Origin of the sequence: Pseudomonas frederiksbergensis, assembly GCF_001952935.1 — a bacterium.
Classification (GTDB): Bacteria; Pseudomonadota; Gammaproteobacteria; order Pseudomonadales; family Pseudomonadaceae; genus Aquipseudomonas; species Aquipseudomonas frederiksbergensis.
Genome location: NZ_CP018319.1, coordinates 1102874 through 1123856 on the forward strand (window position 1 = coordinate 1102874; position 20983 = coordinate 1123856).

At 59.2% G+C, this 20983-nt stretch carries 21 protein-coding genes; 11 read left to right on the forward strand and 10 right to left on the reverse strand.

All coding sequences use genetic code 11. The features are described 5' to 3' along the window. The first annotated feature begins 7 nt into the window (after positions 1-7). Positions 8-3040: a multidrug efflux RND transporter permease subunit gene (locus PFAS1_RS05410; protein ID WP_076028456.1), complete on the forward strand. Its 3033-nt coding sequence runs from the start codon at positions 8-10 to the stop codon at positions 3038-3040. A 178-nt stretch (positions 3041-3218) separates the two neighbouring features. On the opposite strand, the gene PFAS1_RS05415 is transcribed toward PFAS1_RS05410, so the two are convergent. From PFAS1_RS05415 to colR, 5 genes are all read right to left on the reverse strand, one after another. Further along, positions 3219-3446, reverse strand: coding sequence for a hypothetical protein (locus PFAS1_RS05415; RefSeq protein WP_074874053.1), 228 nt, complete (start codon positions 3444-3446; stop codon positions 3219-3221). Positions 3447-3448: 2 nt separating this feature from the next. Next, the gene (locus PFAS1_RS05420; RefSeq protein WP_076028457.1) at positions 3449-4162 is read right to left on the reverse strand and encodes a lipopolysaccharide kinase InaA family protein; all 714 of its coding nucleotides are present in this window, start codon (positions 4160-4162) and stop codon (positions 3449-3451) included. Between the two features lie 4 nt (positions 4163-4166). Then, positions 4167-4835 (reverse strand): class I SAM-dependent methyltransferase, encoded by a 669-nt coding sequence (locus tag PFAS1_RS05425; protein ID WP_076028458.1) that lies wholly within the window; start codon positions 4833-4835, stop codon positions 4167-4169. A 162-nt stretch (positions 4836-4997) separates the two neighbouring features. Then, positions 4998-6281, reverse strand: coding sequence for a sensor histidine kinase (locus PFAS1_RS05430; RefSeq protein WP_076028459.1), 1284 nt, complete (start codon positions 6279-6281; stop codon positions 4998-5000). After that, positions 6271-6954 carry a two-component system response regulator ColR gene (gene colR, locus PFAS1_RS05435; RefSeq protein ID WP_074874049.1) on the reverse strand — a complete coding sequence of 228 codons (684 nt, stop codon included), beginning with the start codon at positions 6952-6954 and terminating at the stop codon, positions 6271-6273. The genes PFAS1_RS05430 and colR overlap by 11 nt, the downstream gene beginning before the upstream one ends. 218 nt (positions 6955-7172) lie before the next feature. On the opposite strand from colR, the gene PFAS1_RS05440 reads away from it, so the two are divergent. Beyond that, positions 7173-7916 (forward strand): phosphatase PAP2 family protein, encoded by a 744-nt coding sequence (locus tag PFAS1_RS05440; RefSeq protein WP_076028460.1) that lies wholly within the window; start codon positions 7173-7175, stop codon positions 7914-7916. Positions 7917-8008: 92 nt separating this feature from the next. Here the strand turns inward: PFAS1_RS05440 and groL are convergent, their stop codons facing one another. From groL to PFAS1_RS05460, 4 genes are all read right to left on the reverse strand, one after another. Then, on the reverse strand, positions 8009-9652 hold the full coding sequence (gene groL, locus PFAS1_RS05445; RefSeq protein WP_008155543.1) for a chaperonin GroEL: 1644 nt from the start codon (positions 9650-9652) through the stop codon (positions 8009-8011). A 49-nt stretch (positions 9653-9701) separates the two neighbouring features. Then, a complete protein-coding gene (locus tag PFAS1_RS05450; RefSeq protein ID WP_007948593.1) occupies positions 9702-9995 on the reverse strand; it encodes a co-chaperone GroES in 294 nt (97 codons plus the stop codon). A 248-nt stretch (positions 9996-10243) separates the two neighbouring features. Further along, a complete protein-coding gene (locus PFAS1_RS05455) occupies positions 10244-10720 on the reverse strand; it encodes an FxsA family protein (protein WP_008155548.1) in 477 nt (158 codons plus the stop codon). A gap of 66 nt (positions 10721-10786) precedes the next feature. Beyond that, on the reverse strand, positions 10787-11518 hold the full coding sequence (locus PFAS1_RS05460) for a HugZ family pyridoxamine 5'-phosphate oxidase (protein WP_076028461.1): 732 nt from the start codon (positions 11516-11518) through the stop codon (positions 10787-10789). 168 nt (positions 11519-11686) lie between these two features. Between PFAS1_RS05460 and PFAS1_RS05465 the strand changes: the two genes are divergently transcribed. Beyond that, positions 11687-12445, forward strand: coding sequence for an SDR family oxidoreductase (locus PFAS1_RS05465; RefSeq protein WP_076028462.1), 759 nt, complete (start codon positions 11687-11689; stop codon positions 12443-12445). Between the two features lie 130 nt (positions 12446-12575). On the opposite strand, the gene apbC is transcribed toward PFAS1_RS05465, so the two are convergent. Next, positions 12576-13670, reverse strand: coding sequence for an iron-sulfur cluster carrier protein ApbC (apbC, locus tag PFAS1_RS05470; protein WP_074874044.1), 1095 nt, complete (start codon positions 13668-13670; stop codon positions 12576-12578). A gap of 367 nt (positions 13671-14037) precedes the next feature. On the opposite strand from apbC, the gene metG reads away from it, so the two are divergent. The 8 genes from metG (at position 14038) to PFAS1_RS05510 (ending at position 20925) form a co-directional block, all read left to right on the forward strand. Continuing rightward, positions 14038-16089 carry a methionine--tRNA ligase gene (gene metG / locus PFAS1_RS05475; protein WP_076028463.1) on the forward strand — a complete coding sequence of 684 codons (2052 nt, stop codon included), beginning with the start codon at positions 14038-14040 and terminating at the stop codon, positions 16087-16089. A gap of 142 nt (positions 16090-16231) precedes the next feature. After that, on the forward strand, positions 16232-16801 hold the full coding sequence (locus PFAS1_RS05480) for an electron transport complex protein RnfA (protein ID WP_074874042.1): 570 nt from the start codon (positions 16232-16234) through the stop codon (positions 16799-16801). After that, on the forward strand, positions 16798-17808 hold the full coding sequence (rsxB, locus tag PFAS1_RS05485) for an electron transport complex subunit RsxB (RefSeq protein ID WP_076028464.1): 1011 nt from the start codon (positions 16798-16800) through the stop codon (positions 17806-17808). Before PFAS1_RS05480 ends, rsxB begins: the two co-directional genes overlap by 4 nt. After that, positions 17795-18787, forward strand: coding sequence for an RnfABCDGE type electron transport complex subunit D (locus tag PFAS1_RS05490; protein WP_076028465.1), 993 nt, complete (start codon positions 17795-17797; stop codon positions 18785-18787). Before rsxB ends, PFAS1_RS05490 begins: the two co-directional genes overlap by 14 nt. After that, positions 18784-19395 carry an RnfABCDGE type electron transport complex subunit G gene (locus PFAS1_RS05495; protein ID WP_076028466.1) on the forward strand — a complete coding sequence of 204 codons (612 nt, stop codon included), beginning with the start codon at positions 18784-18786 and terminating at the stop codon, positions 19393-19395. The genes PFAS1_RS05490 and PFAS1_RS05495 overlap by 4 nt, the downstream gene beginning before the upstream one ends. Beyond that, positions 19388-19975 carry an Rnf-Nqr domain containing protein gene (locus tag PFAS1_RS05500; RefSeq protein ID WP_076028467.1) on the forward strand — a complete coding sequence of 196 codons (588 nt, stop codon included), beginning with the start codon at positions 19388-19390 and terminating at the stop codon, positions 19973-19975. Before PFAS1_RS05495 ends, PFAS1_RS05500 begins: the two co-directional genes overlap by 8 nt. Positions 19976-20000: 25 nt before the next feature. Further along, positions 20001-20639 (forward strand): endonuclease III, encoded by a 639-nt coding sequence (gene nth, locus PFAS1_RS05505; RefSeq protein ID WP_074874037.1) that lies wholly within the window; start codon positions 20001-20003, stop codon positions 20637-20639. 106 nt (positions 20640-20745) lie between these two features. Next, positions 20746-20925, forward strand: coding sequence for a PA3496 family putative envelope integrity protein (locus PFAS1_RS05510; protein ID WP_007898493.1), 180 nt, complete (start codon positions 20746-20748; stop codon positions 20923-20925). The last annotated feature ends 58 nt before the right edge of the window (positions 20926-20983 follow it).

The following is a 20983-nucleotide window of genomic DNA, read 5'->3' on the forward strand; positions in this document are numbered from 1 at the left end:
AACCCCCATGGCTTTTACCGACCCGTTCATCCGCCGCCCGGTGCTCGCCACCGTGGTCAGCCTGTTGATTGTGCTGCTGGGCTTCCAGGCCTGGAGCAAGTTGCCGCTGCGCCAATATCCACAAATGGAAAACGCCCTGATCACGGTGACCACCGCTTACCCCGGGGCCAACGCCGAAACCATTCAGGGCTACATCACCCAACCGATGCAGCAAAGCCTGGCCAGTGCCGAGGGCATCGACTACATGACCTCGGTCAGTCGCCAGAACTTCTCGGTGATCTCGATCTACGCGCGCATCGGCTCCAACAGCGACCGCTTGTTCACCGAACTGCTGGCCAAAGCCAACGAGGTGAAAAACCAACTGCCTCAGGACGCCGAAGACCCGGTGCTGAGCAAGGAAGCCGCCGACGCTTCGGCACTGATGTACATCAGCTTCTTCAGCAAGGAGCTGAGCAACCCGCAGATTACCGACTACCTGTCTCGGGTGATCCAGCCGAAACTGGCGACCCTGCCAGGCATGGCCGAAGCCGAGATTCTCGGCAACCAGGTATTTGCCATGCGCCTGTGGCTGGACCCGGTCAAGCTGGCCGGTTTCGGCCTGAGTGCCAGCGACGTGACCGATGCGGTGCGCAAATACAACTTCCTCTCCGCCGCCGGCGAAGTGAAAGGCGAGTATGTCGTCACCAGCATCAACGCCAATACCGAGCTCAAGTCCGCCGAAGCCTTTGCCGCGATTCCGCTCAAGGTCGAGGGCGACAGTCGCGTGCTGCTCAGCGATGTGGCGCGGGTTGAAATGGGCGCGGAAAACTACGACTCGATCAGCTCCTTCGGCGGCACCCCTTCGGTGTACATCGGCATCAAGGCCACACCCGGCGCCAACCCGCTGGACGTGATCAAGGAAGTGCGCAAGATCATGCCGGACCTGGAAGCCCAGCTGCCGCCGAACCTCAAAGGTGAAATCGCCTACGACGCGACGCTGTTCATCCAGGCCTCGATCGACGAAGTGGTGAAAACCCTGTTTGAAGCGGTGCTGATCGTCATCGTGGTGGTGTTCCTATTCCTCGGCGCCCTGCGTTCGGTGGTGATCCCGGTAGTCACCATCCCGTTGTCGATGATCGGCGTGATGTTCTTCATGCAGATGATGGGCTACTCGATCAATCTGCTGACGTTGCTGGCGATGGTATTGGCCATCGGCCTGGTGGTGGACGACGCCATTGTGGTGGTGGAAAACATCCACCGGCACATCGAAGAAGGCAAGACGCCGCTGGATGCGGCCATCGAAGGCGCCCGGGAAATCGCCATGCCGGTGGTCTCGATGACCATCACCCTGGCGGCGGTCTATGCGCCGATCGGCTTCCTGACGGGGCTCACGGGGGCGCTGTTCAAGGAGTTCGCCCTGACCCTGGCCGGCGCGGTGGTGATCTCCGGCATCGTCGCCCTGACCCTATCGCCGATGATGTGTGCCTTCCTGCTGCGTCACGACGAAAATCCCAGTGGCCTGGCCCATCGCCTGGACCTGATTTTCGAAAGCCTCAAGCGCCGTTACCAAAGCATGCTCCACGGCACCCTCAACACCCGGCCGGTGGTGCTGGTGTTCGCGGTGATCGTGCTGTGCCTGATTCCGGTGCTGCTCAAGTTCACCAAGTCGGAGCTGGCGCCGGACGAGGACCAAGGCATCATTTTCATGATGGCCAACGCCCCGCAACCGGCCAACCTCGACTACCTGAGCGCCTACACCGACGAGTTCGTCACCATCTTCAAGACGTTTCCCGAGTACTACTCGTCGTTCCAGATCAATGGCTTCAACGGCGTGCAATCGGGGATCGGCGGCTTCCTGCTCAAGCCGTGGAACGAACGCAGCCGCACTCAAATGGAAATCCTGCCCGAGGTACAGGCCAGACTGGAGAGCATTGCCGGATTGCAAATCTTCGGCTTCAACCTGCCCTCTCTGCCCGGTACCGGTGAAGGGCTGCCGTTTCAGTTCGTCATCAACTCCGCCAACGATTACGAGTCGCTGCTGCAAGTGACCGACCGAGTGAAAAAGCGGGCAATGGAATCCGGCAAGTTCGCCTTCGTCGACGTTGACCTGGCGTTCGACAAACCTGAAGTGGTGGTGGATATCGATCGCGCCAAGGCCGCACAGATGGGTGTTTCCATGCAGGGCCTGGGCGGGACGCTCGCGACATTGCTGGGGGAGGCGGAGATCAACCGTTTCACCATTGAAGGTCGCAGCTACAAAGTCATCGCGCAGGTCGAACGGCCCTTCCGGGACAACCCCGACTGGCTGAACAATTATTACGTCAAGAACACCCAAGGTGAACTGCTGGCCCTGTCGACCCTGATCACCGTGACCGACCGGGCGCGGCCACGGCAGTTGAACCAGTTCCAGCAACTCAACTCGGCCATCCTGTCCGGGGTGCCGCTGGTCAGTATGGGTGAAGCCATCGACACCGTTCGCCAGATCGCTCAGGAGGAAGCGCCAGTGGGTTACGCCTTCGACTATGCCGGCGCATCAAGGCAATACGTCCAGGAAGGCAGTGCGCTGTGGGTCACCTTCGCCCTGGCGCTGGCGATCATTTTCCTGGTACTGGCGGCCCAGTTCGAAAGCTTCCGCGATCCGCTGGTGATTCTGGTGACCGTGCCACTATCAATCTGTGGCGCATTGATCCCGCTGTTCCTCGGTTGGTCGAGCATGAACATCTACACCCAGGTCGGCCTGGTGACGTTGATCGGGCTGATCAGCAAGCACGGAATCCTGATCGTCGAATTTGCCAACCAGTTACGCAAGGACAAAGGCCTGACACCGCGCGAAGCCGTGGAAGAAGCGGCGGCCATTCGTCTGCGTCCGGTGTTGATGACCACCGCAGCGATGGTGTTCGGCATGGTGCCATTGATCATCGCCACGGGGGCGGGCGCCGTCAGTCGGTTCGACATCGGCATGGTGATCGCCACGGGGATGTCGATCGGGACGTTGTTTACCTTGTTTGTGTTGCCGTGCGTGTACACGTTTTTGGCAAAACCCGATAAACCCTCACGCTAAGATCGTTCCCACGCTCTGCGTGGGAATGCCTCTACGGACGCTCTGCGTTCGGCTTTGAGGGGACGCCGAGCCTCCCGGGCTGCATTCCCACGCAGAGCATGGGAACGATCGGCGCTCTGTAGGTGGGAACAAAAAAGGCCTCGCATTTGCGAGGCCTTTTACTTGGGCTTCAATCTGTTCAACTTTGTGGCCTCAATCCTTGAGAAAGTCCGAACATGAACAGCAATAAATCATGATCGGGTTGAGATGCCACAGGTGCCTTGGCAACCCGTGGCAACGGACAATGCGCGTCGCCATTCATTGAACTGAGGACTTGCGTGCGGGGCTGCTCCCATGCCGCCACCGCCAGTGAAGCAACTGCCAAGGCTCCTATTAAAAATACACCTCGTGCAATTTCGAGTTTCATTGCTATAAACCCTTGATAGCGCTGCCAAACGCCGTCTTGTAAAAATAGACGAGTTTTTGCCAGTCCGTCGTACTGAACGACGAGTGGCGACGCAGTTGCTTCATGTCATGAGAAGCCGCTTGCCGGGCGGTAAAACGCTGCCGACATTTCTCCAGGTCGATCAAGGCCACTTCAACTTCGGAAGCATCGCCTTCGCCGGTGACGCGCACGAATACGTGCTTGATGTAGAGGCAGCTGTGCTGCCAGCGGCCCTTATGCATCCGGGCCAGGTTCTCGGCCAGTTCCTTCAACACTCGATCATGCACGACCTCGCCATGACGCTCGCGACCACCGCCAGCGTACCAGTGCTCGATTTCCTCGAAGCCGTCCAGCGCCTTGGTGACCAGCAAGGCGCGCCATTTATGCACCGGATCGCGCTGTGCACCGCAGAACACGATTTCCGGAACGCGAACGTCGAGCAGGCCCAGGCCGATAAGTGCATCGCGCTCGCGCAACACCGTCGGCCGACCGAACGGGTGCAGCAAGCTGCGATGGATATGCCCGGTCTGACGTTTAACGTAAAGCAACTGGCCATTGCTGCTCATGACGCGCTGCACGCCGCTTTCTCCGCCGCGACGGACGTTGGGTTCTTCTACCCATTCACCGCGCTGATTCCAGAAATAGTCGAAGCGGTCCTGAGGAGCGACGTCCGTTTCTGCTGCACATTGCACTGCCATTTTGTTACCTCTTGCGTAATACGTAGACCCGCCACATCGCATAGAGCGGTAAAAAGTCCAGTTGTTCCTGGATGCGAAAACCCGCCTGCTCAAATTCCTTTTCAACCGTAGCAGCCGGTAACACAAATCGATTTTGGTAACCCTCCTGCCCACGTGTTTTCTCGGCGCGTTTGCGTTTCCACGCTTTGAAATTGCCGTCCACCCACAGGGAAAGGACCACGCTATCACGCGTGACGCGCTCGAATTCACGCAATATGGCCAGTCGATGCTCGGCTTCACCGATGTGATGGAGCAAACGCATGCAGAAAATGCTGTCGACGGCGTTATCAGGCAAGGCGATGTCGAATGCAGAAGTGTGCAAGGGTTGTACCCGTTTCACCACTTCGGCAGGTTGCGCCTGCATGGCAATCTTCAGCATGGATTCGGAGTTGTCGGCGCCAATGATCGCACGATTGGTTTTTTCCGCCAGCAATGGCCAGAAACGCCCCGCACCGCAGGGCAGATCGAGGATCAGCCCCGGCTCACCGACCGCCGCCAGCGCCTTGCGCGCCAGTTGCTCGTCACGCCAGTGTGACAGCCGGCGACCAAGGCCATCCTGGTGTTTACGCAGGTATCGTTGAGCGTGTTGATCGTCGTACTTTTCGGAAAAATCCAGTTTGATCGGGCCAGCCATCACCAAGGTCTCCTGAACTGCTGATGGCATTCACGATAGGTAGCGCCGTGTCAGCGACAGGTCATTCCTTTGTGAAAAAAACGTCATGTAAAACCTCAAATCATTTCGAGGTTTTGCAGGGTGCGAACAACTGTTCCGGGCCAAGGCGTCGTAACAGGCCGATCAATTCATCTGCGACGGACACAGCTCCACTTCAAAACGACAACCATGGGGCTCCATGTTCGTCAGGCTGACGGTCCACCCCTGGTTTTCACAGATGCGCTGTACCAGTGAAAGCCCAAGCCCCAAGCCCTCACCGCGCTTCTCGTTGCCGCGCACGAACGGCTCGAACATCGCCTCGCGCTTTTCCTCGGGAATGCCTACGCCACTGTCCTCGACCATGAACCCCGTGGCCGTCAGCGTCAGGCGGATGAATCCGCGCTCGGTGTAATGCAGGGCATTACGCAGCAGGTTGCCCATGACTGCGTGCAAAAGGGTTGCGTTGTAGCACGTGTTGGCCGGATTGCCCGGTTCAAAGATCAGCGCCAGCCCCTTGGCTTCGATCGGCTCGCGCCACTGGTTTAGCAGTCCATCGGCGACCTGGCTCAGGGTCTGCTGGGGCGACATGCTGGCGTCTTCGCGTTGTGCGCGGGCCAACATGAGGAAGGTTTGCACCAGCTCGCGCATCTCTTCGCAAGCGCGGGCGATGCGCTGGACCTGTGCACGTCCACGCTGATCGATACCGGGGTTTTCCAGCAGCAGCTCGCAGGAACTGGCCAGCACCATCAATGGCGTGCGCAGTTCGTGGCTAACGTCACTGGTGAACAACCGTTCGCGGGTCAACGCCTGGCGCAAGCGCCCGAGGGTGGCGTCGAAGGCTACGGCCAACTCGCCCACCTCGTCGGCGGCGTAATCCGGCGCCAGCGGGGGCGCAAGACCTAATAATTGATCACGGTGACGGACCTGACGGGCCAGTCGCACCACGGGCGCCATCACTTTGCGCGCCAGTACCCAGCCAAGAAACACCGCCAACGCCAGACTCAAGACGAAGCCCACCAGCACCACGGCAAACAGCACCCGTTCACGCTCTTCGAAATCGCTCTGATCCTGCAACAGCACGTAATGTCGGCCATCGACGACTTCGACCATCGCGTGGTACGACAGCTGTTCGCGAAACACTTCGTGAAAGCCCGGGCCCAGGTGCCGCAGGTCCTTGGGAAGCTCGAAGTCGCCCGGCCCGCCGCTGAAATAGAACAGCTGGTCCGGCTCCGGACGATGGTTCCAGTCCATGACACTGTCCATCAGCAACAGCCGTTGCAAATCGCCGCCCAGACCGGCCGAAATCAGTTTTTCTTCCACCAGGTGTACGGTCGCCACAATGCCCATTGCGAAGGCGCCGGCGACCAATGCGCTCATCAGCGCAAAGGCGATGATGATCCGTTGAGCAAGGCTCTGTTTAAACTCCATCTCGGCCCTCGGCCAAGCGATAACCCACACCGTGTACGGTTTGCAGCAACGGTTTGGCGAACGGCTTGTCGATCACCTGGCGCAATTGATGAACGTGGCTGCGCAGGCTGTCGCTGTCCGGGCAATCATCCCCCCACAGCGCCTCTTCGAGAATCTCGCGACGCAGTACATGCGGACTTTTTTGCATCAGCACGGCCAGCAACTTCAGGCCCACCGGGTTGAGCTTCAGCAGTCGCCCTTCGCGGGTCACTTCCAGGGTATCGAGATCGTAGATCAGATCGCCGACCTGCAGGGTGCGGCGACCGCCACCCTGGGCGCGGCGCATGACCGCCTCGATGCGCGCCGCCAATTCAGAGAGCGCGAAGGGTTTGATCAGGTAGTCATCGGCACCGGATTTGAACCCTTGCAGGCGGTCGTCCAATTGATCGCGAGCGGTGAGCATGATCACCGGCGTGTCGCGACGCGCGTCTTCACGCAGACGTTTGCACAAGGTGTAACCGTCGATGCCAGGCAGCATGACGTCGAGCACGATCAAGTCGTAATGCTCGGTGGCCGCCAGGTGCAAGCCTGACAAACCGTCCTGCGCGCAATCCACGGTATAACCCTTGAGCCCCAGGTAATCGGCCAGATTGGCCAGGATATCGCGGTTGTCTTCAACCAATAGAATTCGCATGGGTGTCTCCTGCGTACACAGTAACGGCCGTCTTGGCCCGCGCAGCTTAAGGCCAAGTGTGGCTGAGGGCTAGGACTGCGTGCGGTTGCATATTCAACCTATAAACCCGGGGCGCCTTTAACGACTTTTTCACTATCGATTCACACGTCGACGACAGGAACAGGCTCAAACTCCGCGCGGCTGCGTGTTCAGAACCTTTCATTGACCAAGGAATTACCATGGTTTCGACTGCCGGTCGCCCCGCCTCCCGCCCGCTGAATTTCTGGGCGTGCCTGGGCGTTCCCGTCATCGCGGCGATCATTCTGATGCTGCTCGAACTGACGTCCCTGGACATGGACCTGGCCAAGCTGTTCTATGACCCGGTCGCGGGGGATTTCATCGGACGGCACAGTTACTTCCTGGAAGATATCCTGCATGACCGAGCCAAGCAGGTGGTCATCGCCTTCTCGGTGTTGGCCATCTTCGGTTTCATCGCCTCCTTTTTCATCGACCGGCTCAAACCGATCAAACGGGAATTGGGCTGCCTGGTGTTGTCCCTGGCGCTGGCGACCTCCTTTGTCACGCCAGTCAAAGCGGTGACGGCCGTCCAGTGCCCGTGGAGCCTGGAGCAGTTTGGCGGTCACGAAACCTATAGCGAACTGCTCAGCCCTCGCCCGCACACTGATAAACCGGGCCGTTGCTGGCCCGGCGGGCATGCCGCGACCGGTTTCACACTGTTTGCGCTGTTTTTTGTCCTGCGTGACCGTCGTCCGCGCTTGGCGCGCAAGGCGTTTGTGTTCGCTTTCACGTTGGGCACGGTGTTTTCCATCAGCCGGATGATGCAGGGAGCGCACTTCTTCTCGCACAACGTGTGGACGGCGATTTTCTGCTGGCTGATTTGTCTGGGGTCGTATTACTACATTCTTTATCGCCCCGCTTCGAAGGCTGAGCGAGCGACCAAGGCGAAACCGGTCAACGCCTGATACACAGATCCAAATGTGACCGTTGTATCCCGGCAATAAAAAACCCCGCCTGCTTTCGCAGACGGGGTTTTTATGTACGGGGTAAGGCTGGCTTACATCATGCCGCCCATGCCGCCCATACCGCCCATGTCTGGCATGCCGCCGCCAGCTGGACCGTCTTCCTTGATCTCAGCGATCATGGCTTCGGTGGTGATCATCAGGCTGGCAATCGACGAAGCCGCTTGCAGAGCCGAACGAGTCACTTTGGCCGGGTCCAGGATACCCATTTCGATCATGTCGCCGTATTCGCCGGTAGCAGCGTTGTAACCGTAGTTACCCGAACCCTGCTTGACCTTGTCGACTACTACGCTTGGCTCGTCACCGGAGTTGGCAACGATCTGGCGCAGTGGTGCTTCAACAGCGCGACGCAGCAACTGGATGCCAACGTTCTGGTCATCGTTGTCGCCTTTCAGCTCGGAGATTGCCTGCAGAGCGCGAACCAGTGCCACGCCGCCGCCAGGTACCACGCCTTCTTCAACGGCTGCACGGGTAGCGTGCAGGGCGTCTTCAACGCGGGCTTTCTTCTCTTTCATTTCAACTTCGGAACCAGCGCCAACCTTGATCACTGCAACGCCGCCGGACAGTTTGGCCAGACGCTCTTGCAGTTTTTCACGGTCGTAGTCGGACGAAGTGTCGGCCACTTGCTGACGGATCTGCAGAACGCGAGCCTGGATGTCAGCCTCAACGCCGGCACCGTCGATCACGGTGGTGTTTTCTTTGGACAGGATCACGCGCTTGGCATTACCCAGGTGTTCCAGGGTAGTGCTTTCCAGGCTCAGACCGATTTCTTCGGAGATAACGGTACCGCCAGTCAGAACAGCGATGTCCTGCAGCATGGCCTTGCGACGGTCGCCGAAGCCAGGAGCCTTGACGGCTGCGACTTTAACGATGCCACGCATGTTGTTCACAACCAGAGTCGCCAGGGCTTCGCCTTCAACGTCTTCGGCAACGATCAGCAGTGGACGGCCGGCTTTGGCAACGGCTTCCAGTACTGGCAGCATTTCGCGGATGTTCGAGATCTTTTTGTCGACCAGCAGGATCAGCGGACCGTCCAGCTCGGCCGTCATGGTCTCTGGCTTGTTGACGAAGTACGGGGACAGGTAGCCACGGTCGAACTGCATGCCTTCAACAACCGACAGTTCGTTTTCCAGGCCCGAGCCTTCTTCAACGGTGATCACGCCTTCTTTACCGACTTTTTCCATGGCTTCGGCAATGATGTCGCCGATGGAGCTGTCGGAGTTGGCCGAGATGGTGCCGACCTGAGCGATCGCCTTGGTGTCAGCGCAAGGCTTGGACAGGGCTTTCAGCTCTTTGACGATTGCGATGGTCGCTTTGTCGATACCGCGCTTGAGGTCCATCGGGTTCATGCCGGCAGCGACGGCTTTCAGGCCTTCGTTGACGATCGACTGAGCCAGAACGGTAGCGGTGGTGGTGCCGTCGCCTGCGTCATCGTTGGCACGGGAGGCAACGTCTTTGACCAGCTGCGCGCCCATGTTTTCGAAGCGATCTTTCAGTTCGATTTCTTTGGCAACGGACACGCCGTCCTTGGTGATGGTCGGAGCGCCGAAGCTCTTCTCGATGATCACGTTACGGCCTTTAGGGCCCAGGGTCGCTTTTACTGCGTCAGCCAGGACGTTGACACCGGCGAGCATTTTCTTGCGGGCGGAATCGCCAAACTTAACTTCTTTAGCAGCCATGATCGATATTCCTTAAATACTTTGTAGTAGCGGGAAAATGAGCGGGGAATCAGCCTTCGACAACGGCGAGGATTTCGCTCTCGCCAATTACCAGCAGGTCTTCGCCGTCGACTTTCACAGTGTTGCTGCCGGAGTACGGACCGAACACAACCTTGTCACCCACTTTTACGGACAGTGCACGCACTTCACCGTTGTCCAGCACTTTGCCTGGGCCTACAGCGAGGACTTCACCCTGGTTTGGCTTTTCAGCAGCCGAACCTGGCAGGACGATGCCGCCAGCGGTTTTCTTTTCTTCTTCGCTGCGACGGACGACGACGCGGTCATGCAGAGGACGAAGCTTCATTGTCGATCTCTCCTAATTGTGGTTTTCATCGGCCGGTGTATTCCCGGCGGGTTTAACAAATCCGGCGGTGCCGGGTGCGGTTCGTCAAGCGAACCGCGGAAGTCTGTCTGGCGTGTTCGCCAGAAACCTTGCGGTGACCGTTACATAAGGGCGCGCAAGCTTATTACAAGGGCGAGGACGCAAATTTTTTCAGGTTGTTGCCCCACAAACGAACACGGCACCCGAAGGTGCCGTGCCGGTGTGGCGGATTACTTGGTATCGCGGTGTTCGAATTCGCCTTCGATTACGTTGGGCTCACGGCCCAACGGCTCGCGTGGAGCAGGACCGCCACGTGGCTGAAGGTCGTCGGCGAATGCACGCTGACGGATTGCCGCCTCTTCGGCACGCTGGCGCATTTTATTGGCCAACAGTCGACGAGAGATCGGCAGCAACATGATCAGACCCAGCACGTCAGTGACGAAGCCCGGCAGGATCAACAGACCACCCGCCAGTGCCAGCATCAAGCCTTCGAGCATGGTCTGGGCCGGCAACTCGCCGCGGTTCAGGCTTTCACGGGCACGCAACGCGGTTGCCAGACCAGCGATACGCAGCACGAACACACCGAGCATCGAGCCGAGAATGACCAGCAGCAGGGCCGGGAAAAACCCGATCGCCCCGCTGACCTTGACGAATACGAACAGCTCCAACACCGGAAACAGTACAAAGAGCAACAAAAAAGGGCGCATCAAATGGTTCCTCAACGCAAGAATGCCTTGCCAGTCTCCCCTAGATGACGTCGCCAATTCGTGAATTCAAGCGTCGGCCCCTTCATTTTTTGGCCAATGTTCGGCGTGAGCCAGGAAAACCAAGGCTTCGCGCACTTGTGTCGGCGTATTGCACGGCGCTTGAAACGGCAACCAATAGAGCCCCTGGCCAATGCGCAGGTGCATGCCTTCGGTGTCGATACCCGCCAGTTGCGCCGGCTCGGTTTTCGGCAGGCCCGCCAGTTCGACGTAATGAGCGATGGCTTTGGCGTGATCGGCATTCATGTGCTCGACCATGCTCGCTTCGGCTTTTCCGGCGAACGGGTTGGCCAGCGTTAACTGATCGACCCAGTGAATCGCACCGAAGCCGCCGATGTAACGGTGGCGTACCGGTTTGAGCACCCAGAAATCGAAATCATGAGCCTTGTGGTAGCTCTGCGAATCAGGGAAATAGCGGTAGTAACGCTCAGCCGCCGCGTCGATGGCGGCCTCGTCCTCGAGCTTTTCGGCTTCGGCGAGGTAGGTCAGGCGACCAACGGCTTGCACGTCTTCGGCCCCGCGCTCGCCCACAAACAGTGAGCATTTTGGATCTTTCTGCAGGTTATGGGTGTGCTGGGCGATACGGCTGATAAGGATCAGCGGCCAGCCCTGTGCGTCCAGACAGTACGGAACCACGGAGCCAAACGGGAAACCGGGCATCGCCTTGGAATGCGTCGAGAGCACTCCACGGTATTCCTTGAGAAGCAATTCTCGGGCATTCTTGGCCGCTTCAACGCTCAATTTATGACTCCTTATTAGAATCCGTCAAAAAAACGGACAGGCGCCTGGGATAAGTTCCAGTACGCCATCGGGGCAGTTCTCATGTGCAGCCAGGCCGCATCAGGTGCAGATCGAGAGGCTACTCTCTAAAAGGAAACCACACCTCTGATCTGCTATTGGGGCATGCGAATGCAACTCACTGACAAAGTAATCATTATCACGGGCGGTTGCCAGGGTTTAGGCCGTTCCATGGCCGAGTATTTCGCCGGTAAAGGCGCGAAGCTGGCGCTGGTGGACCTGAACCAGGAAAAGCTCGACGACACCGTCGCCGCTTGCAAGGCCAAAGGCGTCGAGGCTCGCGCTTATCTGTGCAATGTCGCCAATGAAGAGCAAGTGACGCATATGGTCGCCCAGGTGGCTGAAGACTTCGGGGCGATCCATGGCCTGATCAACAACGCCGGGATCCTGCGCGATGGCTTGCTCATCAAGGTCAAGGACGGCGAGATGACCAAGATGAGCCTGGCCCAGTGGCAGTCGGTCATTGACGTCAATCTGACGGGGGTGTTCCTGTGCACCCGTGAAGTCGCGGCCAAAATGATCGAGCTGAACAACAGCGGCACGATCATTAATATCTCGTCGATCTCCCGTGCGGGCAACGCCGGCCAGACCAACTACTCCGCCGCCAAAGCCGGTGTCGCTGCGATGACCGTGACCTGGGCGAAGGAATTGGCACGCTACGGTATTCGCGTGGCAGGCATTGCTCCGGGTTTTATCGAAACCGAAATGACGCTGAGCATGAAGCCTGAGGCGCTGGAGAAGATAACGTCGGTGATTCCACTCAAGCGCATGGGCACGCCTGAAGAGATCGCCCATTCGGCGGCGTACATCTTCGAGAACGACTACATCAGCGGTCGGATTCTGGAGCTGGATGGCGGGTTGCGGATCTAAATCCCGACACAAAACAAATGTGGGAGCGGGCTTGCTCGCGAATGCGGTGTGTCAGTCAACATTACTGCTGATGACACACCGCATTCGCGAGCAAGCCCGCTCCCACAGGGGATTGCATTCCTTCAGCGAATTAATCGTCGCTGATGGTGATATTGGGCATCGCGGGCGATACCGCTTCCTGCAACACGATCCGCGCGCCGACATGGCGGGCCAATTCCTGGTAAACCATTGCAATCGGGCTGTCGGGCTCGGCGATCACCGTTGGCTTGCCGCCGTCGGCCTGTTCGCGGATGGCCATCGCCAGCGGTAACGAAGCCAGCAGCTCGACGCCGTACTGGTTGGCCAGCTTCACACCACCGCCCTCACCGAACAGATGCTCGGCATGCCCGCAGTTGGAGCAGATGTGCACGGCCATGTTTTCCACTACGCCCAGCACCGGAATGTTGACCTTGCGGAACATCTCCACGCCCTTGCGTGCGTCCAGCAATGCCAGGTCTTGCGGCGTGGTAACGATCACCGCGCCGGCTACCGGGACTTTCTGCGCCAGGGTCAGCTGGATGTCGCCGGTGCCTGGCGGCATGTCGATGACCAGGTAATCCAGGTCGCCCCAGGCGGTTTGAGTGACCAGTTGCAACAAGGCGCCGGACACCATCGGTCCGCGCCAGACCATCGGCGTGTTGTCATCGGTCAGGAACGCCATGGACATGACTTCGACACCATGGGACTCGATCGGAATAAACCACTTCTGATCCTTGACCTGGGGCCGGGTGCCTTCAGGGATGCCGAACATGATGCCTTGGCTCGGACCGTAGATATCCGCGTCGAGAATCCCGACCTTGGCGCCTTCGCGGGCCAGGGCCAGGGCCAGGTTGGCGGCGGTCGTCGATTTACCCACACCGCCCTTGCCGGACGCCACGGCGACCACGTTCTTGACGTTGGCCAGGCCCGGGATCTGCGCTTGAGCCTTGTGTGCGGCAATAACACTGGTGATCTCTACGCGAGCGATGGTCACGCCGTCCAGCCCTTCAATGGCCATTTGCAGCAACTGCGCCCAGCCACTCTTGAACAGGCCGGCGGCGTAACCCAGCTCCAGCTGGACGCTGACGCGATCACCCTGAATGTCGATGCTGCGAACGCACCCGGCGCTGACCGGGTCCAGGTTCAGGTAAGGGTCGGTGTATTGGCGAAGGACGGCTTCCACCGCTGCGCGATTGACGGCGCTCATGGGCAACTCCGATAGCAAGACTGGAAAATCAGGCGGGTATCCTAACCGTTCTACATCATAGACGGCATGCCCCACGATGATTTGTGGCAAACACATCCTGGTGGCGAGGGAGCTTGCTCCCGCTCGGCTGCGCAGCAGTCGTAATCAAGTTGATGCGATCCTTCTGTCGGAACCGGGTTACAGGGGTTGGGGCGGCTTCGCCACCCAGCGGGAGCAAGCTCCCTCGCCACAAAAGCCCACCTGCACCAAGCAAACTCATCACCACTCTTTTCAGAGGCGATGCATTCGGAAACAGGCCCGAAGGGTGAAAAATATACGCCAGCGCTTTATAGTGGCCGACCTCCGTTTCATCAAGTAGCCGAGCCCCATGTCCGAGCCACGCAAGATCCTCGTCACCAGCGCCCTGCCCTATGCCAATGGTTCGATCCATCTTGGCCACATGCTGGAATACATCCAGACCGATATGTGGGTGCGCTTCCAGAAGCACCGCGGCAATCAATGCATTTATGTCTGCGCCGACGACGCCCACGGTTCGGCCATCATGTTGCGCGCGGAAAAGGAAGGCATCACCCCGGAACAACTGATCGCCAACGTCCAGGCTGAACACAGCGCCGACTTTGCCGAGTTCCTGGTGGACTTCGACAACTTCCACTCCACTCACGCCGAAGAAAACCGTGAGCTGTCGAGCCAGATCTACCTGAAGCTGCGCGACGCCGGGCACATTGCCACGCGCTCGATCACTCAGTACTTCGACCCGGAAAAGAAAATGTTCCTGGCCGACCGCTTCATCAAGGGCACCTGCCCGAAATGCGGCACCGAAGACCAGTACGGCGACAACTGCGAAAAATGCGGTGCGACCTACGCGCCAACCGACCTGAAGGATCCGAAGTCGGCGATCTCCGGCGCCACGCCGGTGCTCAAGGATTCCCAGCACTTCTTCTTCAAGCTGCCGGACTTCCAGGAAATGCTGCAAGCCTGGACCCGCAGCGGCACCCTGCAAGAAGCCGTGGCGAACAAAATCGCCGAATGGCTGGACGCCGGCCTGCAACAGTGGGACATCTCCCGCGATGCGCCGTACTTCGGTTTCGAAATCCCCGACGAGCCGGGCAAATACTTCTACGTCTGGCTCGACGCGCCGATCGGCTACATGGCCAGCTTCAAGAACCTTTGCGACCGCACGCCCGCCCTTGATTTCGACGCGTTCTGGGGTAAGGATTCCACCGCCGAGCTGTACCATTTCATCGGCAAGGACATCGTCAACTTCCACGCCCTGTTCTGGCCAGCCATGCTCGAAGGCGCCGGTTTCCGTAAACCGACCGGCATCAACGTACACGGCTACCTGACCGTCAACGGTCAGAAAATGTCCAAATCCCGCGGCACTTTCATCAAGGCCCGGACTTATCTCGACCACCTGTCGCCGGAATACCTGCGCTACTACTACGCGGCCAAGCTGAGCCGTGGCGTCGATGACCTGGACCTGAACCTCGAAGACTTCGTGCAGAAGGTCAATTCCGATCTGGTCGGCAAAGTCGTCAACATTGCCAGCCGTTGCGCCGGTTTCATCCATAAAGGCAACGCCGGTGTACTGGTGGCGGGCAATGCCGCGCCGGAACTGACCGAAGCGTTCCTCGCCGCAGCGCCGAGCATCGCCGAAGCCTACGAGGCTCGCGACTTCGCCCGCGCCATGCGCGAGATCATGGGCCTGGCCGACCGTGCCAATGCCTGGATCGCCGACAAGGCGCCGTGGTCGCTGAACAAACAGGAAGGCAAGCAAGACGAAGTCCAGGCCATCTGCGCCCTGGGCGTCAACCTGTTCCGCCAGCTGGTGATTTTCCTCAAGCCGGTGCTGCCGCTGCTGGCCGCCGACGCCGAGGCGTTCCTGAACGTCGCGCCGCTGACCTGGGACGACCACGCGACCTTGCTCAGCAATCATCAACTGAACGAGTTCAAACCGTTGATGACCCGTATCGACCCGGTAAAAGTGCAAGCCATGAGCGACGCCTCGAAAGAAGACCTGACCGCCAGCGCTACCGACACCGGCGATGCTGCACCTGCCGGCAATGGCGAACTGGCCAAGGATCCGCTGTCACCGGAAATCGAGTTCGATACCTTTGCCGCTATCGACCTGCGCGTCGCCCTGATCCTCAAGGCCGAACACGTGGAAGGTGCCGACAAACTGCTGCGCCTGACCCTCGACATTGGTGACGAGCAACGCAATGTGTTCTCCGGGATCAAGAGCGCTTATCCGGATCCGTCCAAGCTCAATGGTCGCCTGACCATGATGATCGCCAACCTCAAGCCCCGGAAAATGAAGTTCGGCATCTCCGAAGGCATGGTGATGGCGGCCGGCCCTGGCGGTGAAGAAATCTACCTGCTCAGCCCTGACAGCGGCGCCAAGCCAGGCCAGCGCATCAAGTAAGGCTGTGCGGTAAACCAATCCCACAGTCGTGCCTGGCGCGACTGTGGGATTTTCATGTCTGGCCCACCCTCCGTCCTTGCCGGATAATGCCTAAGCTTTTTAGACCGCTCCGTTAAAAAGCCCCGTTCTTGCCGGCACGACCATGACCGAATTGCTTCTTACGCTTATCAGCACTGCCCTGATCAACAACCTCGTGTTGCACTGGCCGCTGGGCGTCGATCCGCTGCTGGGCAACGAGCATCGGCAAGTTCACGCATTGGGCCTTGCGACCACGTGTTTGATGCTGATCGTCGGCACGCTGGGCTACGTGGCCTACCGTTGGTTGCTGGTCCCGCTGGAGCTGACGTCGCTGCGCCTTTTTGTCTTCCTGCCATTAAGCGTTCTGCTGATTGGCCCGCTGCTGAAAGTGCTTTCCCGGTCACTTCCAAAATTTGCGTTCAATGGCCTCTGGCCCCTGCTGCTGGGCAACGCCGGCGTACTCGGCTTGACGCTGCTCAATGCTCAGGACGACAAAGGCTTCTTCCACGCCGTGGCCCTGAGCCTGGGCGCCGGGCTGGGATTCTGGCTGGTACTGAGCCTGTTCAGCGATTTGCGCCAACGCACCCTCGAAAATGATATCCCCCTGCCCTTTCGCGGCCTGCCCATCGACCTGATCGGCGCTGGACTGATTGCAGTGGCCTTTCTCGGATTCAGCGGACTGATCAAAACATGAGTCTGATTCAACGCATCGACGCCCTGTTGCCGCAGACCCAATGCGGCAAGTGCGGCCACCCCGGATGCAAACCGTACGCCGAAGGCATTGCCAACGGCGAACCGATCAACAAGTGCCCGCCAGGCGGCAGCGAGACCATCGCGGCCCTGGCCGAACTGTTGAAAGTGCCGGTGCTGGAACTGGACGTCAGTCGCGGTTCGGCCCCGGCGCAGATCGCCTATATTCGTGAAGCGGAGTGTATTGGTTGCACCAAGTGCATCCAGGCATGCCCTGTGGATGCCATTGTCGGCGCGGCGAAATTGATGCACACGGTGATCATCGATGAATGCACCGGTTGCGACTTGTGCGTGGCGCCCTGCCCGGTGGATTGCATCGAGATGCGGCCATTGCCGCTGGACACGGTGCTGCCGGTTGTCGGCGGCCTGGCGTTCAGCCTTGAGGAGCAACGCGCCCGGATAGCCAAGCGCAATCACGCACGGCAGCGATTCGAACAGCGCAATGCTCGCCTGCGTCGCGAAGAAGAACAGAAAATCGCCGAGCGTCAGGCCCGGGCCCAGCGCGCCGCCCAGCACAGTGAGGTAGCGACACTCGACCCGGTTCAAGCCGCTCTTGAGCGTGTCCGTGTACAGAAGGCAGCCAATGCCGATGCGGCGTTGAAAAAGGCCAAGATCGATCTGGCGATGAGTCGGGCGCAACTGAACAAGTCACTCAAGGCGTTCGGGCATCCGCCGACCTTCGAACAGCAGTCGCAACTGATCGTCTTGCAACAGCAATTCGAGGCTGCCGAACAGGCGTTGGCGAAACTGGAAAGTGCTGCACCGCCAGCCGCGGCCCCCGTCGTTCCGGCGAAAAATGCGCAGCTGAATCGGGCAAAGATCCAGTTAGCCATGCGCCGCACCGAACTCAAGAAAGCCCAAGCCAGCGAAGCGCCGGCTGAGCAGATTGAAGCCCTGGAACTGGCGGTAAATGAAGCCGAGCGTCAGGTGGATGCCTATGCCGCCCCTTGAATCGGTCGATGAGCGCCTTCAGCAAGCCATGAAGCTGGTATTGCTGGCCACCGTGCCGGGGCTGCTGGTGTTTTTCTGGCTGTATGGCTGGGGCGTGTTGATCAACCTGTTTCTGACGGGTGTTACCGCACTGGCCGTTGAAGCGGCCGTGTTGCGCTTGCGTAAGCAGGCGCTCACGCCGACCTTGAGCGACGGCAGCGCACTGGTCAGCGCGACGCTGTTGGCGCTGGCCTTGCCGCCGTATTGCCCGTGGTGGCTGACGGTCTTCGCCGCAGCGGGCGCGATGGTATTTGGCAAACACCTGTACGGCGGCGTTGGCAAGAACCCGTTCAACCCGGCAATGCTGGGCTTCGCCCTGGTGCTGGTGACCTTTCCCCAACAGATGACCCTCTGGCCGTCGTCCCATGGACTGGACCTGATCGGCGGTTTGCAGCAGGTGTTCGGGTTCAGCCTCAGCCAGGCTCCGGATGCCTGGGTCCAGGCCACGGCGCTGGACAGCCTGCGGATCAACAAAAGCCTGACGATGGATGAACTGTTTGCCGCCAACCCGGCGTTCGGTCATTTCGGCGGCCGAGGCATGGAATGGGTCAACCTGGCCTTTCTGGCGGGCGGTGCGTTTCTGCTGCAACGACGGGTGTTCAGCTGGCATGCGCCGGTCGGCATGCTCACCAGCCTGTTCATCATCAGCCTGCTGTGCTGGAACGGCTCAGGCTCCGACTCCCACGGTTCGCCGCTGTTTCATCTGCTCACTGGCGCGAGCATGCTGGGCGCATTCTTCATCGTCACGGAACCGGTGTCCGGCGCAAAAAGCCCCAGCGCGCGACTGCTGTTTGGCGTGGGCGTCGGGCTGCTGACGTATCTGATTCGTACCTGGGGTGGCTATCCGGACGGCGTCGCCTTTGCCGTCCTGCTGATGAACCTCTGTGTGCCGGCGCTGGAGCGGTTTGCCGCTTCCAGACTGGAACGGGGTGCGCCATGAGCCGGGCGTCGAGTGTTGTGATCCTGGTGGTGCTGGCAGCCCTGGGGATTGGCGCGACTTACCTCGTGCAGCACACCAGCGCGCCGCGCATTGCGGCCGAACAGCGCCTGATCGACAGTCGTAACCTGCTGGACTTGCTCCCTGCCGGAAGCTACGACAATCAGCCGCTGGACCAACCACTTGCCCTCGAAAATACCGGGTTGGCCAACAGCACGCTGCTGGGTGGCTACCTGGCGACCAAGACCGGCCAGACCAGCGCCGTGTTGCTGCGCAGCCAGACCCTGGGTTACGAAGGTTCCATAGAATTGCTGATCGCTATCGGCGCAAACGGCAAGGTACTGGCCGTCAAAACGCTCAGGCAATCGGAAACTCCGGGGCTGGGCGGTCGACTCGCCGACTGGCCCAATACCTGGCTTCAGGCTTTTTCCGGAAAGTCCCGAAGCGAACCTGCCGACAATGGCTGGGCCTTGAAAAAGGATCAAGGGCAATTCGATCAAATGGCGGGGGCGACCATCACTTCGAGAGCGGTCATCAACGCTATCCATGACGCGTTGCGCTATTTCGACGAACATCAGCGACAGTTGATCGGGAGCAGCGCTCATGAATAAGTCATCGACGCTGCAGAATTCGTTAATGCTTGCACCACTGATCGGTGCCACGGATTCATTGGTGTCCGCTCTGGGCTTGTGGCTGATGTTCGTCGTGGTGATCAGTGCCTTTGGAGTGAGCATGGGCGCCTTGCGATCCCGACTTGTCCCGGAGACACGTTTGCTTGCCAGCGTCCTGCTGGCGGCCACACTGACCAGCTGCATCGAACTCGCCGCGCAAGTCTGGTCGCTGCAATGGCACCAGCATGTTGGGTTCTATGCAGGGTTGATTGCCTTGCAATGCGTTGTGCTGGAACACACCGGTTTTCACCAGAGTGCCTGGCGTGATCGCCTGCGCCTGAGTGGTCTGTTCGGCGCGTTGATGGTGAGCCTGGGCTTGCTGCGCGAACTCATCGGCAGCGGGATACTCGACAGCCATCTGCCATGGCTGGCAGGCACTGCACAAGCGGACTGGCAAGGCTGGGTGCTGACTGCCGACGGTGGCTTGCGCCTGGTCACCCTGGCCCCAGGCGGATTCATACTGCTGGGACTGCTGATCGCCGCACGTCAAGCCTGGACCCGCTCGACGCCTTCACACTGACCGCCTTCGAGGAAATTCACTGCCCATGAATGCCGCAAAACGCCTGGAAATTTTTCGCCGATTTCACGAAGACAACCCGGAACCGAAAACCGAACTGGCCTACTCCTCGCCGTTCGAATTGCTGATATCCGTCATCCTCTCGGCGCAGTCGACCGATGTCGGCGTCAATAAGGCCACCGCCAAGCTCTACCCGGTAGCCAATACACCGGCTGCAATTTATGCCTTGGGGGTCGAGGGGCTGTCGGAATACATCAAGACCATCGGCCTGTTCAACAGCAAAGCGAAAAACGTGATCGAGACCTGTCGCTTACTGATCGAACGTCATGGGGGCGAAGTGCCGCAAACCCGTGAAGAGCTGGAGGCGTTACCCGGCGTCGGCCGCAAAACTGCCAACGTGGTGCTCAATACCGCATTCCGCCAGCTGACCATGGCCGTGGACACGCATATTTTCCGGGTCAGCAACCGTACCGGCATTGCGCCAGGGAAAAATGTGGTCGAGGTTGAACAAAAACTGATGAAGTTCGTGCCGAAGGAATACCTGCTGGATTCCCATCACTGGCTGATCCTCCACGGACGCTACGTTTGCCTTGCCCGCAAGCCACGCTGCGGCAGTTGCCGGATTGAAGATTTGTGCGAATACAAGCACAAGACGTCGGACGATTGAGGCGCTATTAGGTTTTTTGATTTATCGATTGAAAAAATCTTTTTTACCCGCCGGGAGATTATCGATATAAGGAGCGCCAAAGGCAGCCTTAGCCTGGAGTAACACTATGAGCACTGGCAAAGAGCAATTGGACGTAGAAGACGACTTCACCCCTGTTGAGGCTGATGATGCTGAACCGGTGGTTGAAGTGGCGAAGACCAACCTGAGCAAACGCCGTACCATCGATAACCTGCTGGAGGAGCGCCGACTGCAAAAGCAATTGGCCGATTACGATTTTGACCTATGACACCTAAAAGCCTCCCGAAACGGAGGCTTTTTACTAAGTGTCGCCGCTGGATCCCCTC